4 protein-coding genes are annotated in these 21093 nt (G+C 65.9%); all 4 read right to left on the bottom strand.

From position 1 onward, the window contains the following. Positions 1-6: 6 nt before the first annotated feature. Entirely contained in the window at positions 7-1995 is a 1989-nt protein-coding gene (locus KP001_RS19395; RefSeq protein ID WP_239027831.1) for an Ig-like domain-containing domain, read from the bottom strand. A 97-nt stretch (positions 1996-2092) separates the two neighbouring features. After that, the gene (locus KP001_RS19390) at positions 2093-8659 is read right to left on the bottom strand and encodes a CxxxxCH/CxxCH domain c-type cytochrome (RefSeq protein ID WP_217287168.1); all 6567 of its coding nucleotides are present in this window, start codon (positions 8657-8659) and stop codon (positions 2093-2095) included. A 203-nt stretch (positions 8660-8862) separates the two neighbouring features. Beyond that, positions 8863-12498 carry a cytochrome C gene (locus KP001_RS19385; RefSeq protein WP_217287167.1) on the bottom strand — a complete coding sequence of 1212 codons (3636 nt, stop codon included), beginning with the start codon at positions 12496-12498 and terminating at the stop codon, positions 8863-8865. A 468-nt stretch (positions 12499-12966) separates the two neighbouring features. Then, positions 12967-21093 carry an Ig-like domain-containing protein gene (locus tag KP001_RS22130; RefSeq protein WP_239027830.1) on the bottom strand — a complete coding sequence of 2709 codons (8127 nt, stop codon included), beginning with the start codon at positions 21091-21093 and terminating at the stop codon, positions 12967-12969.

Here is a 21093-nt window from a genome sequence, read left to right as displayed (position 1 = left end):
CTCCTATTAGTATTGCGTCCAGCTGCCGGACAAGCCCTTGCTGTCGGTGGCGCGGGCCTGCCATTTGAACCGGCCGTTGGCGATGCCGCTGCAGGTTGCGGCCGCGGTGGTGCCGCTGGTTACCAGTGTGCTGCTGCAGGTCGGGGTCCCGGTGAAAGCAGCCCCTACGTCGGCGAGCTCGATGTCCAGCTTAACGGTATCGCTGTCGGGGTCCGTGACCGCCCCCTTGAAGATCAGCGTAGTCAGGTTGGTGTAAAGGCCCCTGGTAAGGAGCGTGGTGCCGTCGCTTTTGTACTGGGTAAGCGACGCTGGCGTGCCCGGCGCGTTGTTGGGCGCCGGCGCCGAGGTCGTGTAGCTGAAGGGGTAGCTCGCGGCCAGGGTGTTACCGGCGCTGTCGGCCACCGCGGCCCCGACGGTCACGGTGTAGGCGGTGGAGTCCGCCTGCCCGGAAGGTGTGAACACGGCCTGGCTCCCGGAACAGCTGGTCAGGGCCCAGGTAACCGCTGGCGCGATGGTGACTGAGCTGGTGGTCACCGTGGCACAGTTCACGGCCTCGCTGAAGTTGATGGTGACGGTGCCGTTCAGCGCGGTGCCGGTGGCGCCGTTCACCGGGACCGTGGAAGAGACCGTCGGCTTTACGGTGTCGACGACGACGGTGACCGGCGAGGCGTACACGGCGGAGACGTTGCCATAGGTGTCCTTCGCCCAAGGGTACAGGGTGAAAGTTCCGTCGGCCCCAACGGCGTAGCTGGTCGGTGCGGTGGCGAGCCACCCTGCGTCCCCGGCAAGCGGCGCCGTGGCGCTCGTCGTGATCATGTAGCCGGTGACGCCGCTGGCGTCGGTCGCGGCGAAACCGGAGACGGTAATGGTTCTGGACAGCGACGGCGTGGTGGCGGCAAAGCCCGCCGAGACCACCGGCTTGGTGGAGTCGACCACCACCGCGACCGGGGTGCCGTAGACGGCGGAGACGTTACCGGCAGCGTCCTTGGCCCAGGGGTACAGGGTGTAGCTCCCGTCGGCGGCCACCGTGTAGCTTGTGGGCGCGGAGGCGAGCCACCCGGCGTCGGTGGAAAGAGGCGCCGTGGCGCTCGTCGTGATCATGTAGCCGGTGACGCCGGTGTTGTCCGTGGCGGCGAAGCCGGATACAGAGATGGTCTTGGAAAGCGACGGGGTGGTGGCGGAGAAGCCCGCCGAGACCACCGGCTTGGTGGTGTCACCGCCGCCTGCCGCAGTGACCGTGATGCTGAGGGTCTGTGTCTTGTTGCACTTGTTGGTCTTCGTCGTGTAGTAGTGGCCGATACCGGCCAGGGTGATGGTGTAGGTACCGGCCGGGGTGTCGGCAGGAACGTTGATCACGGCGTCCACACCCATCTTGTCAGCGGTCCGGTCAAGGTCACCCGGGGTCGTAGTTGAACCGTTGTCGTACGCCGCCGCAGTGGAAGCCACGTCCCAGTTCGAGTTGGTCCAGTCTATTGAGTAGGCGTTGGGCGAGGAGGCCCAGTTCGACACGGAGAGCAGGGTGCCGGTACGCCAGGTATGGCCGGCAGTGGCGTCCCATATCGTGTTCCAGCCGGTGATCCCCGAGTTGTTGGTCGTACCGTTGGAGATGGTCCACGCCGTCGGGGTCACCGTCGGGAGACCGATCATGAAGGACATGCCTGTGTTGCCATGGGCGGAGTCGGTCATGTTAGTCGCGATCCACTCCACCTCGAACGAAGACCCTGCGCTGACCGTCAGGGCGGTCGGAGAAGCGGGATTCTTCGTAGCGTTGTAGATGGTGCCCCAGGCGAACGTGGCCGTGGTCGATGCGGACACGTGACAGCCCGAAGCGGTGCAGTTGGTGCTCTTGGTCGGCTGCGCCAGGGCCTCACGCTGCGACAGCACCAGGAAGGTGAAGGTGCTGCAGACGAAGGCCACGATCAGCGCGACGGCGGCCAAACCCCTGATGCCATCCACTGTTTTTTCCCGACTCTCATGAGCTTTCGAACTTTCCATGTTCTCCCTCTTTCGATTTACAGCGAACTTCATCGAATGCCCTCCAGGGGTCTTTACTTCTCAGGCGCCCGGGGCGTGAGCCCCGGGCGTTACTTAGTTACAGGTTGGTATGGCACATGGTGCAGTCCTGTGCCCCGCCGAAGTCGTTCACCCAGTGTACGGACACGCCGTTGTGGCAGGAGATGTTGGAGCAGCTCCCTGCCGAGTAGGTGCTGACGGTCAGGTAATTCTTCGACGTGTCGTAGGAGGAAGCACCCTGCTTGTAGGTGCGGGTCTTGTTCCAGCCACCCAGGCCGCCGGTGTAGTTCACGAAGTTGGCGTCGGTGACCTGCGCCTTGGACTTGATGTAGGTCGTCGGTGCGAAGGCAACGTCGTTCTTGCCGTTTACGTGGTTGGCCAGGTTGGTGATCCTGGAGGCGCCAAGGGCATCGGTGTTGTTGCCGGTGGTGTTGCCGTGGCACGCCGCAGTGGAGCAGGAGCTGTTGTACTTGTTCCTGGCAACGTTGACCGTGTTGTAGTGGCAGATGTTGCAGCCGATGGTGGTCGACTGTGCCGGGTCGCCGTGGCCCGCGTTGACACCCACCGCACCGGAGGCCGGGAGGAGCCCGGTGGTGCCGGAGTAGATGTCGTCGTAGTGGATGCCGACCTTGTGAGCAAGGTGCGAGTCGGTGCTCGGGGCGTTCTCGTGGCAGCCCGAGCAGCGGGTTGCGGCGGTGTAGGTCTGGTTCCACTGCGGCGTGGTGGTGTTCTCGTGGCAGTAGACGTTGGAGCAGGAGACCGTACCGGTGCCGGTGCTGCCGATGAGGCCGGCGGCGGTGTTCTTCATCCTGAGCGTGCTGGCGTTGGTCGCGGTGTTCAGCTCCACCTCGACCGTGCCGTTCATATGGTTAGCCACGGTGAGCGGGTGGCAGTTGGCGCAGCCGAAGCCGTATGCCTTCCAGGTGACGCCGTCGGTATCGGTACCGGTCGAGACGTTGGCCGTGTAGTTGTAGAACGGCAGGGTGCCCCAGGCGGTGCCGACGTGGCGGGTGTGCGCGCCGGACAGGGTGGCGTGGCAACCCTTGCAGTCAAGCGTTGCGCCCCAGACGGCGTTGGCGGCGGTGTAGCCGGTGCCCGCGTGGCAGGAGACATTGGAGCAGGTCTTGCTCCCCGGATACCCGAAGGTTGCGGTCCCGCCGGCCACGACGTCGGCCACCTTGTTGGTATGGCTGCCGATGATCTGGGTGCCGGTCGCGTCGACGGTGGCGCTGTGGCACAGGACACAGGTGCTGGCGCCGGCGGCCTTCACGTGCTTCTGATGTGAGTTCGCGCTGGCGGAGCCGGCGGCGCCGCTTATGTAGTTAGGCTCGCCTGCCACGGAGTTGAAGGCAACGCCGGCGGTCGGGGTGACCTGGGCGCCGTGGCAGCCGTTGCAGCCAAGTGCCGCGCCGCTCCAGGATGGGTTGGCCGGCTCGACGGTGGCCACCATGCCGGTCTGTCCCTTCTTGCCGGAGGTGTGGCAGTAGGTGGCGGAGCAGGTGCCGGAGACGTAGGTGCTGCTCTTGCCGGCTTTCACGCCGGAGTAGTCGACGAAGGCGTTGCCATGCTTGGTGGTATCGGAGACAGCGCTGTCGCTGGAGACCGTCTTGGCGTGGCAGTCGGCACAGCCGTAGTTGCCACCCATGCTCGGGTTGTTGATGTGGGCGGTGTGCTTGCCGGTGACGAGGACGTTGGTCACCAGGGCAACCGGGCCGCCGTGGCAGCCGTTGCAGCCGAGGGTCGCACCCCATTGTGCGCTCGGCACGCCGGCCACGATGCCGTTACCGCTGTGGCAGGAGATGTTGGAGCAGGTCTTGTTCACCTGCTTGCCGAAGGTCTTGCCTCCCCCGGCGGTGTAGTTGTTGAAGGAGTTCAGGTGCTGACCGCCGGCGACGATGCTGGTGCCGCTGGCGGTGGTCTTCGAGTGGCAGTAGACACAGGTGACGGCCCCGCTGGCCCCCACGTGTTTCTTGTGGGAGTTGGCGTTGTCGGAACCGGCGGCGCCGGAAACGTAGTTCGGCTCGCCCGCGACGGAGTTGAAGTCGACCCCGGCGGTCGGGAGAACCTGGGCGCCGTGGCAGCCGGTGCAGCCCATGGCCGATCCGCTCCAGGAAGGAGCCGCCGGCTCGACGGTCGCCACCATGCCGGTGAAGCCCTTCTTGCCGGAGGTGTGGCAGTAGGTGGCGGAGCAGGTGCCGCCACTGTAGGTGGTGCTCTTGCCGGCCTGCGCGCCCGAGTAGTCGAGGAAGGAGTTCAGGTGCTTGGTGGAGTCGGAAACCACCGAGTCGCTGGAAACGGTCTTCGCATGGCAGGCGGCGCAGCCGATGTTGTCGCCGATGACGCCCGCCTGGTTGATGTGAGCGGTGTGCTTGCCGGTATTGAGAATGTTGCTCCCCAGTGCGGTCGGGCCGCCGTGGCAGCCGTTGCAGCCAAGGGTCGCGCCCCACTGGGCGTTGGCCACGCTGGCCACGATGCCGCTGCCGGAGTGGCAGGAGATGTTGGAGCAGGTCTTGTTGGCGACCTTGCCGAAGGTCTTGCCGTTGCCCGCGGTGTAGTTGCTGAAGCGGTCCAGGTGCTGCCCGCCGGAGACCAGCGTGGTGCCGTTGGCGGTGGTCTTCGAGTGGCAGTTGGCGCAGGTGGATGCCCCTGCGACGCCAACGTGTTTCTGGTGCGAGTTGGCGTTGGCCGCGCCGGCGGCGCCGGAGACGTAGTTCGGCTCGCCCGCCACCGAGTTGAAGGCGACGCCCGCGGTCGGGGTGACTTGCGCACCGTGGCAGCCGTTGCAGGTCATGGCCGCGCCGCTCCAGGACGGAATGGAAGGCTCGACGGTCGCCACCATGCCGGTCTGTCCCTTCTTGCCGGAGGTGTGGCAGTAGGTGGCGGAGCAGGAACCTGCCGAGTAGGTGCTGCTCTTGCCGGCCTTGGCGCCGGAGTAATCCGCAAAGGAGTTAAGGTGCTTGGTGGAATCGGATACGACCGAGTCGCTCGATACCGTCTTGGAGTGACACTCGACGCAGCCCATGTTGTCGCCGAGGACGCCAGCCTGGTTCACGTGGGCGGCGTGCTTGCCGGTGTTGAGGATGTTGCTCCCAAGTGAGGTCGGGCCGCCGTGGCAGCCGTTGCAGCCAAGGGTCGCGCCCCACTGCGCGTCGCCGACGTTGGTCACGATGCCGTTGCCGGAGTGGCAGGAGATGTTGGAGCAGGTCTTGTTGGCAACCTTGCCGAAGGTCTTGCCGTTGCCCGCGGTGTAGTTGTTGAAGCGGTCCAGGTGCTGCCCGCCCGCCACGATGCTGGTGCCGTTGGTGGTGGTCTTCGAGTGGCAGCTGGAGCAGGTGGTGGCCCCTGCCGCACCCACGTGCTTCTGGTGCGAGTTGGCGTTACTGGAACCGGCGGCGCCGGAGACGTAGTTCGGCTCGCCCGCGACGGAGTTGAAGGCAACGCCGGCGGTCGGGGTCAGCTGCGCGCCGTGGCAGCCGTTGCAGGTCATGGCCGCGCCGCTCCATGACGGATTCGCCGGCTCGACGGTGGCCACCATCCCGGTGAAGCCCTTCTTACCGGAGGTGTGGCAGTAGGTGGCGGAGCAGGTGCCGGAAGCGTAGGTGCTGCTCTTGCCAGCCTTGGCGCCCGAGTAATCGAGGAAGGCGTTCAGGTGCTTGGTGGAGTCGGAAACCACCGAGTCGCTGGAGACGGTCTTGGCGTGGCAATCCGCGCACCCCATGTTGTCGCCGATCACGCCGGCCTGGTTCACGTGCTGGGTGTGCTTGCCGGTGTTGAGGATGTTGCTCCCCAGGGCGGTCGGGCCGCCGTGGCAGCCGTTACAGTTGAGGGTTGCGCCCCACTGTGCGTTGGCCACGTTGGCCACAATGCCGTTGCCGGAGTGGCAGGAGATGTTGGAGCAGCTCTTGTTAACTACCTTGCCGAAAGTCGCGCCGTTGCCGGAGGTGTAGTTGATGAAGCGGTCAGCGTGCTGGCCGCCGGCTACCAGCGTGGTTCCGTTGGTGGTGGTCTTCGAGTGGCAGTTGGCGCAGGTGGTGGCCCCTGCCGTACCCACGTGCTTCTGGTGCGAGTTGGCGTTATTGGAGCCGGCGGCGCCGGAGACGTAGTTCGGCTCGCCCGCTACCGCGTTGAAGGCGACACCCGCGGTGGGGAGGTTTTGGACGCCGTGGCAGCCGTTGCATGTCATGGCAGCGCCGCTCCAGGACGGGTTGCCCGGCTCGACGGTGGCCACCATGCCGGAGAGCCCCTTCTTGCCCGAGGTGTGGCAGTAGGTGGAGGAGCAGGTACCGGCGCTGTAGGTGGTGCTTCTGCCGGCTTTGGCGCCGGAGTAGTCGATGAACGAGTTCAGGTGCTTGGTGGAATCGGATACGACGGAGTCGCTCGATACCGTTTTGGAGTGGCACTCGACGCAGCCGTAGTTGCTGCCGAGAACGCCGGCCTGGTTCACGTGGGCGGCGTGTTTTCCGGTGTTGAGGATGTTGCTACCAAGCGCGGTCGGGCCGCCGTGGCAGCCGTTGCAGCCAAGGGTTGCACCCCACTGGGAGTTGGCCACGTTGGCCACGATGCCGTTGCCGGAGTGGCAGGAGATGTCGGAGCAGGTCTTGTTGGCGACCTTGCCGAAGGTCTTGCCGCCGCCGGCGGTGTAGTTATTGAAGCGGTCGAGATGCTGCCCGCCTGCTACGATGCTGGTGCCGTTGGTGGTGGTCTTCGAGTGGCAGCTGGAGCAGGTGGTCGCCCCTGCGGTACCGACGTGCTTCTGATGCGAGTTGGCGTTGCTGGAACCTGCGGTGCCGGAGACGTAGTTCGGCTCACCCGCCACCGAGTTGAAGGCGACGCCGGCGGTCGGGGTCAACTGCGCGCCGTGGCAGCCGTTGCAGCCCGTGGCGGCGCCGCTCCAGGAGGGGTTCGCCGGCTCGACCGTGGCCACCATGCCCGACTGGCCCTTCTTGCCGGAGGTGTGGCAGTAGGTGGCGGAGCAGGAGCCGGCCGAGTAGGTGCTGCTCTTGCCTGCCTTGGCGCCGGAGTAGTCGACGAAGTTGTTCAGGTGCTTGGAGCTGTCCGAAACCACAGAGTCGCTCGATACAGTCTTTGAGTGGCACTCGACGCAACCCACGTTGTCGCCGATCACGCCGGCCTGGTTCACGTGCTGGGTGTGCTTGCCGCTGCCGATGACGTTGCTCCCCAGGGCCAGCGGTCCGCCGTGGCAGCCGTTGCAGTTGAGGGTACCGCCCCATTGCGCGGTGCCGACGTTGGTGACGATGCCGTTACCGGAGTGACAGGAGATGTCGGAGCAGGTCTTGTTGGCCTGCTTGCCGAAGGTCTTGCCGTTGCCCGAGGTGAAGTTGATGAAGCCGTCGATGTGTTGGCCGCCGGCGATCAGTGTCGTGCCGGTAGTGGTGGTTTTCGAGTGGCAGTTGGCGCAGGTGGTGGCGCCCGCGACGGCCACGTGCTTCTGGTGCGAGTTGGCGGTGCCGGACCCGGCAGCGCCGGAAACGTAGTTCGGCTCGCCCGCGACCGCGTTGAATGCGATACCCGCAGTCGGGGTCACCTGGGCGCCGTGGCAGCCGTTGCAGACCATGGCCGCGCCGCTCCAGGAGGGGGCTGCCGGTTCCACGGTCGAGGCCATGCCGGCGACACCCTTCTTGCCGGAGGTGTGGCAGTAGCTGGTGGAGCAGGACCCGCCGGAGTAGTTCTTGCCGGCCTTGGCGCCGGAGTACTCGACGAAGGCGTTGACGTGGTTCGCAACGGTGCCGATGACGGAGTCGCTCGCGGCGGTCTTGCCGTGGCAGTCGGCGCAGCCGTAGTTGCTACCGAGGGTGCCGCTGTTGTTCACGTGGGCCTGGTGTTTGCCGGTCGCGAGGATTTTGGTCCCCAGGGACGCCGGACCGCCGTGGCAGCCGTTGCAGCCAAGGGTCGCGCTCCCCCAGCTGGGGGCGGTGGTCACCGTGAAGGGACCGGTCTTCGTGGTGCCGTCGCTGTGGCAATAGATGCCCGAGCACGTACCAAAGGTGTTGGTCTGGCTCGGGAGAAAGTCGTTGGTCGGGCCGGAGTAGCTCCCGCCGTTGTTGGGTGCCGCGTTGAAGCTGACCGCGATGGCGCGGTGGGTCACGCTGGTGGCATGCGCGAAGGGCTTCGCCTCGGCACTGTGGTCGGTATGACACTTGAGACAGGAGCTGGTGCCGGTGCCGTAATAGGTGCCGTGTTTGGAGCCGGAGACGGGATGGCCAGCGCTGGGCGAGTTGCCGTGGCAACTGTTGCAGTCGGCGGGGCTGGAGTAGGCAGCACTCCCCCACTCGGGGCTGGTGCGCTCGAAGTGGCAGTTCACATTGGAGCAGGACCCAAGCGGGTTCGGGGGTACCGAGGTCTGGTTCACGAAGGCGCGGCTGTAGCTGCCGGTCGCGGAACCGTTGATGTTCCCGGAGACCTTGATGTCGGCGGTGCGGTGGCCGGTCTGGTACACGAGCACGCCGGAGCCGTGGCACTTGACGCACGACAGGGCATTACTGTCGGCATGGCCTGCGTGATTGCCCTTGAACGCCCCGGTAGCCGGAATGCGCTGCCCGTTCGCTGAATCAAGAGGAGGCATGGTGTGGCACGCGTCGCACCCGTAATCGTACTGCGGTGCGGCTTCGGCCCTTGTGCCAGCCAAGAGCGCGGCTCCCATCGTCATCAGCAAAGCTATCACTCGTGGGTTATACCATCCGAGTCTGCGGTAGCCCCTCATTTCCACTCCTTTATCACAAAACACCTGACAGTAGTGCTATTTCATCCGGCGGGGAAATCAATTCCCCACCGGGGGTAACAAGCATCCCACATCTGGATAAAGCTTCTTTTGCTACTCGACTACGCGGCCTACCGCTCGGTGCTCCACCGTGCCGACGGGCTCATGTGGCAGGCGATGTTGAAGCAGCTGCCGGTCTGGTTCGCCCCCGGAACGCTGGTCAGCTTGGCACCGGTGTAGATGGTGAAGCTGTTCGCGAAGCGCAGGCTGTTGTCCACCAGCACCGTCACGTTCTCGATGTTGTCCTTGATCGGGGTCACCATCTTGTGGTACGGGGTCAGCCCAACGGCCCCGCCGTTGTGGCAGGCCGTGCAGTTCGCCCAACCCTCCTCAACCTTCGCGAACGGAGAGATGTGCGCCGCGACGAGGTGCGCCCCGCCGCCGCCCGAGTAGTCCTCGAAGCGCGCGTTGGCCCAGTTCGCGTAGCTGCCGAAGGTGGTCGCCGTGTTCTTCGGCGCCGGCGGGTAGCCGTGGCAGGAATCGCAGCTTCCGCCGATCGGCTTGAAGGCGCCGCCCGCGCTGGTGTGGGTGTGGCAGTCGAGGCACCCCGAAGTGAAGTGGCTCGACTCCGGAACGCCGGCGCGGTAGTAGTTGGTCTTGGTGTGGCAGACCTGGCACAGGCCGCGGTTGTAGGTGGTCTCCACCAGCGTGGTTGCCCGGTCGGTGTACGCGATGTTGAAGCCCCGGATCTCGCTCCTGATCATGGAGAGGTTCCCGGTGCCGTGCGTGTCGTGGCACTCGCGGCAGGCGATCTCCATGTTGTCCTTGGTGACGTGCGTGCCGAGGTTCAGGATGCGCGCAGGGACCACCGCGGCGTTGTTGTGGCACGAGGCGCACAGCGTGTTGTCGTTGGTCATCAAGAGGCGCTTGCTGTCGCCCAGGGTCCCCGTGATGTGGGTGGCGTTCCGGTCGTGGCACACGGTGCACTGGTTCGACACCGCGAAGCGGCCGTGACCCTTGGTGCCGAAGTACGCCTTGAACGGCGCCTGGGTGCCGTTGGGGAGCACCGCGGCGTTCTGAGCGTGGCAGACGGTGCACTCGATGCGGGCGGTGGTCTTCCAGTCCACCAGCTGACCCGCGTGGCAACCCATGCACAGCGAGCCGTCGCCGCTCTTCAAGTCCGGCGAGCCGTTGTTGTGGGTGGCGGTGGTCCCGATGTGGCACGCCTGGCAGGCGGTGTACTCGCTCCCAAGGTAGGCGCCCGGGCCGTAGACCGCGGTGATGTGGGTGCCGTGCTGGTTGGTCGCCATCGGGCTCGGGGTCGAAGCGGAGCCGCCGTGGCAGGTGATGCACAGGTTGCGCGCCTTGTAGGCAATCACCGAGTCGGCCACCGCCTGGGTGATGGCGCCCGCGTCGCGCAGGGTCGGCACCGCCAGCGTGGTCACCGAGTCGTCGATGACGCCGTTGTCCAGGATGTCGATGGAGTCCATGGCGAGCTGTTTCGAGTAGCGCGGGTTGTGGCCGAAGGAGCCGAGCTCGCGCACCAGGAGTGCGTAGTTGAAGGCTGCACCCATCACGTTCGCACCCTGTTGCCCGGAGCCCCAGTTGCGCTCGTTGAAGTGCGGCGCCTTCTCGGTGTAGATGAAGCCCTTGGCGGCCAGCTGCGCACGCAGCACTTCGAGGAGGCTCGTGAAGGAGTCGCGCGCCAGCAGGCGCTGCTCTTCCGGCATGTTGGAGCCGTGGCAGGTGGTGCAGATCGCGCTCACCCCGCTTCTGAAGGAGTGGCCGTAGGTGCCGTTTCTGTGGCACGTGACGCAGGGCCCCTTGGCGTTGGCGAAGCCGAGGTTGCTGTGGGTGGCACCGAGGTCGTAGTCGCGACCCGGGAAGTGGTACCCCCCCTTCGCGTACATGGTGGCGCCGGAAACAGCGTAGTGCGGCGGGATGAAGGCGAGGTTGGTGAAGTCCGCGTTCGCCTGCAGCTTCGCCACGATCACCTGGCCGGTATTGGTCCCGGTGTGGCAGGTCATGCAGAGGTTGGACTCGCCCACCGCGGGGTTCACGTAGGTCGGCTCGATGGCGAACGGCTTGGACGGCGCCATGGTGCGCAGCGCACCCGCAACGATGTCGACGTGGCAGGCGCGGCAGGTGACCATCTCCTTGGTCTTGTCCGAGGAGACGCCCCAGGCCGTGGTCACCTTGGCAGTGGAGTAGGCCACGAAGCCGGTGGTGGTGTGGCACTGCACGCAGCCGTCCATGGTCTTGAAGTCGTAGGTGGAGTAGGCCGGCGCGCTCCCCTTGGCGTGACCCGAGGTGTACCACGCCTGGCGGATCGCCTGGTTGGTAACCGTCGAGAAGTGGCAGTCGGTGCAGGCCGAACGCGAGGTGACGTAGGTGGCCGGGTAGGCGCCGGTGGTCATGTTGCCGTAGTGCAGCGTCTCGAGGTCACCCTGCACCGCCGCGAAGCTCGAGTGCGGGTTGTGGCAGGAGATACAGAGGACGTTCCTGCCGATCTCGACCGTGTGGTTGGGGACGATCCCCAGGCCGTTGTAGTGGCAACCCGCGCAGACGCCCGGGTCCGCCTCCGGCTGGTGCGCTCCCCCCTTGTGGCAGGAGGTACAGGTGACGCCCATCTTCTTATGCATGGAGCGATCGTAGCCGGAGAAGATGGAATCGGTATGGCAGGCAGCGCAGAAGTAACCACCCACGGGGCCAGCAGAGGCCTGCAGGTTCACGAAGGTGTTGGAGTCGACGCTCGAGACGTTGACCGGGGTCGGCATGGCACCGGTGGTATGGCAGGAAACGCAGGAAACGCCAAGAGCCTTGTGGTTCGAGGAGGACCACAGGGTGAACGCCATCGGGGTCGGGTAGACGCCGGTGGCGGAGTGGCAGCCGTTGCAGTCGGTTCTCATGGAGTCGATCAGCGAGTCCACCACCTTGACCTGCGTGGTGGAGGTGGAGACCGCTACGCCGTTCATGTACTGGGTGACACGGAACACGTAGGTCCCCAGCACCATCGGCACGAAGTCCGGGTTCAGCGTGCTGGCTTGCAGCAGGGTGGCCGCCGGGCCGCTCTCCTGGTTCCAGGTGAAAGTGCCCCCCCCCTGCATGGAGCCCCTCAGGGTCACCTTCGTGGCCACCATCCCGGTCTGGTTCTCCCCTGCGCTGATGCCGACCGTGGAAAAGGACGCGGTGACGCTCGCCGGGGCGGTTACGTTCCGGACCGTGATGTTGGCCTGGCCGAGGTAGGGGAAGCTGATCGCGCCGCCGGAGAGGGTGGTGGCGGTGCCGCCGCTGACGGCGGTCAGGACCGAGTTGGCGTTAGGGGTGGCGGTGAATACCGCGGTGCCGTTGTAGGTGACCTGGGTGCTGGCCGGGGTGATGCCCCCCGGGCCGTATGCGGTGCCGGTCACCGTGTACTTCTGGGCGGTGAAGCCGGCGATCAGGGACTGGGGCGAACCGTCAGCCTTCTTGAAGGTGGTGGTGTAGTGGGTCGTGTAGTTGCCGATCACCTGGGCCACGCCCGTCTTGGTCAGACTGGTGATCTTGTAGCCGGGGTTGGCGGTCACCTTCACCGGAACCAGCTCCGCCGTGGTGAAGTTGGTGTACACGACCGTGCCGGACACTGTCTGGACCGGGTTGTTGCGGATCTGGAGGGTACCGCCGCTGTTGTTCAGCTTTGTCTGCAGCTGGAACGATGTTGCCGCCCATGAGAGCGCCCCCGATATGACGGCCGTAGCAGCCAGAACAGCCAGTGTTTTTCTCAGCATAACCTTCCCCTGTCCCTGGTCCTCACGTGCGGTGATGGACGAATGTAGAGGTACGAAATAATCCTACAGAGCGCTTAATGAGCAAAAAGCATACCCGGTATCAGATACGCTATATGGCGGAAGATGGATTTGTCGAACAGGCGAAGCAATCGCTCTAATGAGCAAGGGATTTTTTCGAAAGGCAATACTGGAAGGGCTTTGTGAATTTTAAGAAAAAAGCACCGCGCGTGCCCCCTACGGGGGCTGTTTCGGGATATCACCAGAAGGCTTTTGGAGTAAAGGTATGGGATTAGCAACGATAGGGTAACAGAAAGGTAAGTCCATACTAACCAAGTGGAATACGCGGTTCACGGCGTTCGCGCGCCCGGCCAGGGTGGCCGCCAGGCCGAAAGTATGGACGCGGCTAACCGTAGATTGGTGAGAGCAGAGGGTGACGCCTCGGACTTGCCGGGGCGTCACCCTCTGGGGTTACTGCAGAGGTCTTGCGTAGTTCGGCGTACCTATCCTGCCGGTGCCTGCGGAGCCGTCGTGCTTATTGCAGGCGCCGCCCCAGGTCGAGGAGGCGGTATAGCAGGTCGGCGCCGTGGTGGTGGACCAGTTGGCATCCGAGATGTTGAGACCGAGCTCGGCGCCGTAGATGAAGCGGTAGCTCTTGGTGGCCCCCTGGGTCAGGGTGGTGATGGAACGGTTGTTACCGTGGATGCCGCCGATGTTGTTGACCCCGCCGCCCATGTGGCAGTTGAAGCAGACGATGCCATGGTCGTTGTAGGAGCCGACGGTCCAGGGAACGTTGTCAAAGCTGCTGTGCTCAATCCTCGCCTTGCCCGTCACGGTGACGTTGGCGTAGTTGTAGACCGTGCTCAGGTGGCAACGGTAGCAGACGAAGGTAGCGCTGCCGTCGTTGGTGTTGGAAGCTGCGGCATCTGCACCGTTTTTATCCTGCAGCATCCGGGTCGCGTTACGCGCGCCGTGAGCGTTGCTCTCGTTGAGGTGGCAGTCGGAGCAGTGCAGGCCGGTATCCCAGGTCATGGCGACGCCGTCCTTGGAACTACCGGTCCAGCCGCCGCGGGTGGCGTAGGTGGATGCGTAGGTCGCGGTGTAGCGCTTGGTGTAGATGTTCAGGTTGTGATGGCTGGCGTAGGCGCTGCCAACTGCCATGCCGGAGTTGAACTGCGACTTGACGTTCAGCGGCGTGCCCCCGTCCAGCGGGTTGAACGGGGTCAGCTTCCTGGCCAGCGCGGTGCCGGTGGTGATGGCGGTACCCGCCGTATCGACGGTGATGGTGCTGGCGCCGTCGGAGTCGTGGCAGTTGACGCAGAAGCGGTCCATGTTGTCGCGGTCGGTGGAGCTGATGGCGGTGCCACCCGCGCGGCGCCCCGGCCAGGACCAGTAGTTGGTGCCGGCGGTGCCGGGGTTGCCCTGGCTGTCGACGTTCCTTAAGAGGACCGGCGCGCCGCTGGTACCGTGGAGGCTCACCTGTTTAACCGAGGTCTCAGTCGAAGTGGTGTCGCCCTCGGCGTGGCAGATGATGCAGTCCACGTTCTTGACGGTGGTGTTCTTGATGTGCCTGGACGGGCGCACAAAGTCGTCGCCGGTGGAGCCCAGGGTGGCGCCCACGACCTGCTGACGCACGCCGCGCGGAGAGTTGTGGCACAGGAGGCAGCTGCCGCCGGAGCCCTTGAAGCCTGCGTTGTGCGAGTGGCACTGGGTGCAGTTAACGGTGCCGTTGTGGTTCGCCGTCGGGTTGTTGTACTTGTGGAAGCTGGTCTGGCTGTGGCACACCTCGCAGATGCGGTTCGAGGTGGCATGCGTCGAGTCGTTCCCCTTGTCGGTCGCCGGGTTGAGGTACGAGACCGCGATGGTCGGGCTGTTGTTGGTAGCCCAGTTGCTGCCGTCGCCGGTCGCTACGCTGGTGACGGCGCGCATGATGTTTGGGGTGCTCATGTTGTGGCAGGTGGCGCAGGTGAAGGCGCCGTACTTCTTGCCGGGCTCGCCCCAGCCACCGTTGGCACTCCACTTGGTAGAACCGGTGGTGGTGGAGGTGTGCAGCATCGGGCTGTTGGCCCATGCGGTGCGCACCGGGGTGTAGGGGCCGACTGCTACGCCGGTCGCGGTGTAGTTGCCGCGGGCGTCCACTGCGAAGATCTTATAGTAGTAGACCGTGCCGTTGGTTAGCGGGGCATCGACGAAGTTGTTGAGGCTGCCCGCGTAGGCGACGGTGCTGGAGCCGATGATGCTGCCGGTGAGGTAGTTGGTCCCCTCGACCGGCGTATCGGTGACTGCGCTGCCGGCGCGGCGCAGCACCACGATGCCGGCGAAGTCGGAGTCGGCCGGGTTGGTCCAGTACAGCGAGTTGGAGGCAACACCCGCCGCCCCGCCTGCGGAGGTGACGTTGGCCGGGGAAAGGTTGTCGATGGTGACGGTGGCCGAGGCGGTGTCGCCGTACGATTTCGGGTTGCTGGAGGTGATCGCGGTCACCGTGCCGGTGACGGCGTAGCTGGCACCCGGAGGTGCCGGCATGGCCACCGCCGTCTTGGCGTTGATCACCAGGACGTACTGGGTCGGCGTCGTGGTCACCGTGATCGGGGTGGTCAGGGTGATGGCCACCGTGTTCGACGCCGGGTTGGCGGTGCCGTAGACGGTGGTGCCGGTGTCATCGGTCACGTTGATGGAGGCGATGCCCGCCCAGGTACCGTTGGCGAGGGTCACGGTCAGGCCGGCGACGGTGTCGGTGCCCGCCTGGGTAGCCAGGGTGAAGGTGTCGAGATCGATCTCTGTGGCTCCCGGTGCGATGGTGAGGCTGATCTCGCCGGTGCCCTGGCCGACCGTGGTGACGGCCGCCGCGGTGGTGAAGCTCGTGGTGGTGCTGTAGGCCGAGATGTTGCCGGCGGCGTCCTTGGTCCTCAGGTGCCAGTAGTAGGTGGTGCCGTAGGCGAGGGTCGGCGCGAAGCTGAGGCCCGTCTGCCAGGTGCTCTGCTGCACCCCTGTGGTGAAGCCGGAGTCGGTGGCTACCTCGAAGAAGTATTGCACCGATGCCGTGGTGTTGGCGTCGGTCGCCGCGGTCGTGGTCAGCGAGGTGGTCGTCGCCACGGAGGTGGCCAGGTTGGCCGGGGTCGAGTTGGCGAAGCCGGTCGGAGCCACGGTATCGACGTAGACCGAGACGCTGGCAGGCGTCGGGTCGGCGTTGGAAGCGTTGTCGACCGCGCGCGCCAGGATGGTGTGCGCTACGTAATCCTCGGCGGGCAGGGTCCAGGAGTAGCTCCAGGTGCCGGTGCCGGCGGCTGTGTTCCAGGAGGTGCCGTTGTTCACGGATACCTGTATCGAGCCGAGCGCGTTGGTGCCGGCGGTCGCGGTACCGCTGATTGCAGCCGGCGAGGTCGAGAAGACGGTGCCGGCGGCGGGAGCGGAGAGGACGGTCTCAGGGGCCACAACGCTGGAGGTGAAGCTCCAGGTGGTGGTGTAGGCAGTAGTGTTGCCAGCAGCGTCCCTTGCCATTACGTGCCAGAAGTACTGGGTGCCCGGTGCCAGGGTCGGCGCGAAGCTGGTGCCGGCCTGCCAGCCGCTTTGCTGCACCCCGGTGGTGAAGCCGGAGTTGGTGGCGATTTCGAAGAAGTACTGCACCGCGGCCGAGGTGTTGCCGTCGGTAGCGCTGGTCGAGGTGAGAACGGAGTTAAGCGCCACTGCGGGGGCCAGGTTGGCCGGAGCCGAGTTGTTGAGCCCTGCCGGGGCAACGTTATCGACGCGGACAGTGACCTGGGCCGGGGTGGCGTCGGCGTAGCCGAGGCTATCCACGCCCTTGGCGAGGATGGTGTGCGCCACGTAGTCCTCGGTGGACGGTGCCCAGGTGAAGGACCATGAGGTGGTGCCGCTGGCGGCTGCCCAGGTGGTGCCGTTGTTGGTGGAGACCTGGACCGAGGCCAGCGGATTGGCGCCGGCGCTCGCGGCACCGGTTATGGACACCGGACCGGTGGTGATGACGGCGTTGGCTGCCGGAGCACTTATCGTGGTATCGGGGAGCGCGATGGCCGAGGCCGAACCGGAGATGGTGGTACCTGCGGAGAGGTTACCGACTTCGTCCAGTGCGCAGACCCTGTAGTAGTAGGTGGTGCCGTTCACGACGGCGTTGTCGAAGTAGGAGGTGCCGTTGCCGCTGTAGAGCGCGGTACCGGAGCAGTCAGCCGGGGTGGATACGCTCGACTTGACCACCTTATAGGTATTAACAGGATCGAGGCCGGCGCCGGCGTCGCTTGCGGCGCTCCAGCTGATCTTGATGTAGCCATCGCCGGAGGAATCGCTCGCGCTGCCGTCGGTCGGCGGGGTGGTGTCGACCGCGAAGTCGAGGCCGGTGCCCACGGTGAAGTCCGGGGTGCCGGTGAAGGAGGTCCAGGCGCTAATGGCGCCCTTGCCGTCCTTCGCCCTCACCCTCCAGTCGAAGGAGCCGTCGGCGAGGCCGCCGCAGACCGCCTGCGCCGTGGCCGGACCGGTGACGTAGGGGCTCGCGCAGTCGGCGATGCCGTCGTTGTTCAGGTCGACCTCGAGGAGGACCGCGTCGCCGTTGCCGCCGTCGACGGTGGCGCCGATGACCACCACGTTGGTGGAAGCGGCAGCGCCGCTAGCGATGGCCGTGGTGCCGTCAGCCTGGAACTGCGCCAGGGCGGTCGGTGCGGCCGGGGTCGCGTTGGCGAACGAAACCGTGAAGTCGGGGTCGCTGCCGCCGAAGTCCACCCAGGCGCTGTTGTAGGTGCCGTCGGTGGTGCGGGCGCGCCACTTGTAGGAGAGCCCGTCGGTGAGGCCGGAGCAGGCTGCCGAAGCGGTCGAGCCGCTGGTTACGGCGATGGAGGAGCAGTTGGCGACGCCGGCGAAGGCGTTGCCGTTGGTGATCACCTCGACCTGCAGGGTGACGTTGTCACCGTTGGGGTCGGAGACGGGTGCCTTGATGACCACGGTGGAGCCGGTCGCGGTGCCGGCCTGGGCGATGGCGGTGGTGCCGTCGGCCTGGTACTGGGCGGCGACCGGGGCGTCCGGCCCGCTCTGGCCGATGGTGCTGAAGCTCCAGGTAGTTGAGTAGGCGGAGATGTTGCCCGCCGCGTCCATCGCCCTCACGTGCCAGTAGTAGGAATTGGCGCTGGCGAGGGTCGGGGCGAAGGTCTTGGCAGTCTGCCAGCCGCTTTGCTGCACCCCGGTGGTGAAGGTGTTGTCGGTGGCGACCTCGAAGAAGTACTGCAGCGCCGCGCTCGTGTTGGCGTCGGTTGCGGTGGCCGAGGTCAGGCTGGTCGCCAGCGCCACGTTGGTGGCGAGGTTGGCCGGGGTCGCGTTGGCGACGTTGGCCGGCGCCACGTTGTCGACGCGGACCACGACCTGGGCCGGGGTGGCGTCGGCGTAGCCGAGGCTATCGACACCCTTGGCGAGGATGGTGTGCGCGACGTAGTCCTCGGTGGGGGGTGCCCAGGTGAAGAACCAGGGGGCGGTGCCGGTGGCGGCAGCCCAGGTGGTGCCGTTATTGGTGGAGACCTGAACCGATGCTACCGGGTTGGCGCCGGCGCTGGTGCCGCCGGTGATGGACACCGGCCCGGTGGTGACCACGGTGTTGGCGGCCGGGGCGGTGATGGTGGTTTCCGGGAGCGCGATGGTGGAGGGGGATCCCGACACGGTCACGCCTGCGGAGAGGTTGGCGACTTCGTCCAGGGCGCACACCCTATAGTAATAGGTGCTGCCGTTAGTGACGGCGCTGTCGAAGTACGAAGTGCCGTTGCCGGTGTAGAGCGCCGCGGCCGAGCAGTCGGCCGGAGTGGACACGCTGGATTTGACGAGTTTGTAGGTGTTGAGCGGGTCGAGGCCCGCGCCCGAGTCGGTTGCCGCTGTCCAGCTCACGGTGATGTAGCCGTCGCCGGAGGTGGCGCTGGCGATGCCGTCCGTCGGCGGGGTGGTGTCGACGCCGAAGTCGAGGCCGGTGGAGACCAGGAAGTCCGGGGTGCCGGTGAAGGCGGTCCAGGCGCTGGCTACGGCCTTGCTGTCTTTCGCCCTCACCCTCCAGTCGTAGGAGCCGTCGGCGAGACCGTTGCAGATCGCCTTGGCGGTGGCCGGGCCGGTGACGTAGGGGCTTGCGCAGTCGGCAATGCCGTCGTTGTTCAGGTCGACCTCTAGGAGGACCGGGTCGGCGTTGCCGCCGTCGACGGTGGCGCCGATGACCACCACGTTGCTGGAGGCGGTGCCGCCGGTGGTGATGGCTGTGGTGCCGTCGGCCTGGTACTGGGCCAGGGCGGTCGGGGCGGCCGGGGTCGTGTTGGGGACCGTGACGGTGAAGTCAGGGTTGCTTGCGCCGAAGTCGACCCAGGCGCTATTCAGGGTGCCGTCGGTGGTGCGGGCGCGCCACTTGTAGGCGAGCCCGTCGGTCAGGCCGGTGCAGGTGGCGGAAGCGGTCGAGCCGCTGGCCACTGCGACCGAGGAGCAGTTCGGCGTACCGGAGAAGGTGTTGGCGTTGGTGATCATCTCCACCTGGAGGGTCACGTTGTCGCCGTTCACGTCGGTGACGGCCGACTTGACCACCACGGAGGTGCTGGTCGCGGTCCCAGCCTGGGCGATGGCGGTGCTGCCATCTGCCTGGTACTGGCTGGCGGAGGGAACGTTCGGCGCGGTCGGCGCGATGGTGCTGAAGCTCCAGGTGGTGGTGTAGGCGCTGGTGTTGCCCGCCGCGTCCTTCGCCCTCACGTGCCAGTAATAAGTAGTGCCGCCGGTGAGCGTCGGTGCGAAGGTCCTGGTGGTCTGCCAGCCGCTTTGCTGTACGCCGGTGGTGAAGCCGCTGTCGGTGGCCAGCTCGAAGAAGTACTGCACCGCGGCGCTGGTGTTTGCGTCGGTGGCGGTACCGGAGGAAAGCGAAGTGGTGAGCGCCTGGTTGGTGGCCAGGTTGGCCGGAGCGGTGTTGGTAAGGCCGGCCGGGGCCACGGTATCGACGATCACGGTGACCGAGGCCGGGGTGGTATCCTCGTTGGAGGCGCTGTCCACGGCCTTGGCGAGGATGGTGTGGGTTACGTAGTCCTCGGCAGGCAGGGTCCAGGAGAAGGACCAGGCGGAGGTGCCGGTTGCCGCGCTCCAGGTGGAGCCGTTATTGGTGGACACCTGCACCGAGCCGAGGGCGTTGGTCCCTGCGGTGGCGCTACCGGTGATGGCTGCCGGGCTGGTGGAGAGTACTGCGGCTGCCGCCGGGGCGCTGATCGCGGTATCGGGGCGGACGATTGCGGTCGCGGTGGTGTAGCTGAACGGATAGGAGCTGTTCATCGCGTTGCCAACGCTGTCGGTGATGCCGGTCCCTGCGGTGACGGTGTAGGGGGTATTGGCCGCCTGGCCCGTCGGGGTGAAGATTGCCTGGCTGCCGGAGCAGCTGGTCTTGGTCCAGGTGACCGCAGGCGCAATGGTAACGCTGGTAGTGGTCACCGTGGCGCAGTTGACCGCCTCACTGAAGTTCAGGGTAACGGTGCTGTCCGGGGTAATGCCGGTGGCGCCGCTGGTCGGGACGGTGCTGGAAACGCTCGGGTGCACGCTGTCGACGAGGACAGTAACCGGGGAGGCGTACACGGCGGAGACGTTACCCGCCGCGTCCTTGGCCCAGGGGTACAGGGTGTAGCTGCCGTCGGCGGTGACGGTGTAGCTGGTCGGTGCGGTAGCGGTCCAGCCTGCCGCTCCGGCAAGCGGTGCGGTGGCGCTGGTGGTGATCATGTAGCCGGTCACGCCGGTGTTGTCGGTCGCGGCGAAGCCGGAAACCGGGATGGTCCAGGTAGTGGCCGGGTTGGTGGCGGCGAACCCGGCCGTTACCACCGGCTTGGTGGTATCGCCACCGCCGCCGGAGGAGACTGTGACGGTGATCGCCTGTTCGACGTGCGATTTGGAGGAGTCGTGGCCGACACCCAAGACCACAATGGTATAGGTGCCGTTGGCCGTGCCGGCCGGGACCGTCACGATGGCGTCGGCACCCATGTTGTCGGCGATGCCGTCAAGGTCGCCGGCTGATGCGTTGTCGAACGCCGCGTTCCTGTTCCCGGTGTCCCACGCGGTGGTGTCGTAGTTGATGGTGTAACCGACCGGGCTCGCCGGGTACTCGCCCGAAGCGCTGTAGGAGTTGGCGGTGGCCCAGCCGGCGGGGACGCCGTCAGCCGCATCCCAGACGCTGTTCCACCCGGGGATCGCCGGGTTGTTCACCGTACCTTTGGTGAGACCCCAGCCGGTCGGCAGGTTGATCTCGACGCCCACGCCGATCTGGCCGCCCGCGGCGTTGGTCACGTTGGTCACCTTCCAGTCCACCTCGAAGGTCCCCCCGGGGGCAACCGTCACCGAGGTCCCCACCACGCCGTTGATGGCTGTGGTGATGGTTGCGTTCGGGTCAATCTGCACATGGCAGCCCGAGGCGCTGCAGGAGCCGTACTTGGTCGGCCACGCGTCAGCGTTATGCGGCATGAACCAGTTGGTGACGCAGAACACAGCGATAAGCAGCGCCAGCACCAACGACCCGATCAGGTTCATGCGGGTCCTGCCGCTCATGTTGCGCAGCAGTCCCACACCGGATGCAGCTTCAACTGTTTCCTGAGTTGTCGACTCTCTCAT

The sequence above is a fragment of the Geomonas subterranea genome (genome assembly GCF_019063845.1).
Classification (GTDB): domain Bacteria; phylum Desulfobacterota; class Desulfuromonadia; order Geobacterales; family Geobacteraceae; genus Geomonas; species Geomonas subterranea.
Note: the sequence above shows the minus strand (reverse complement) of the source record. Positions and strands in the feature narration are given on the sequence as shown.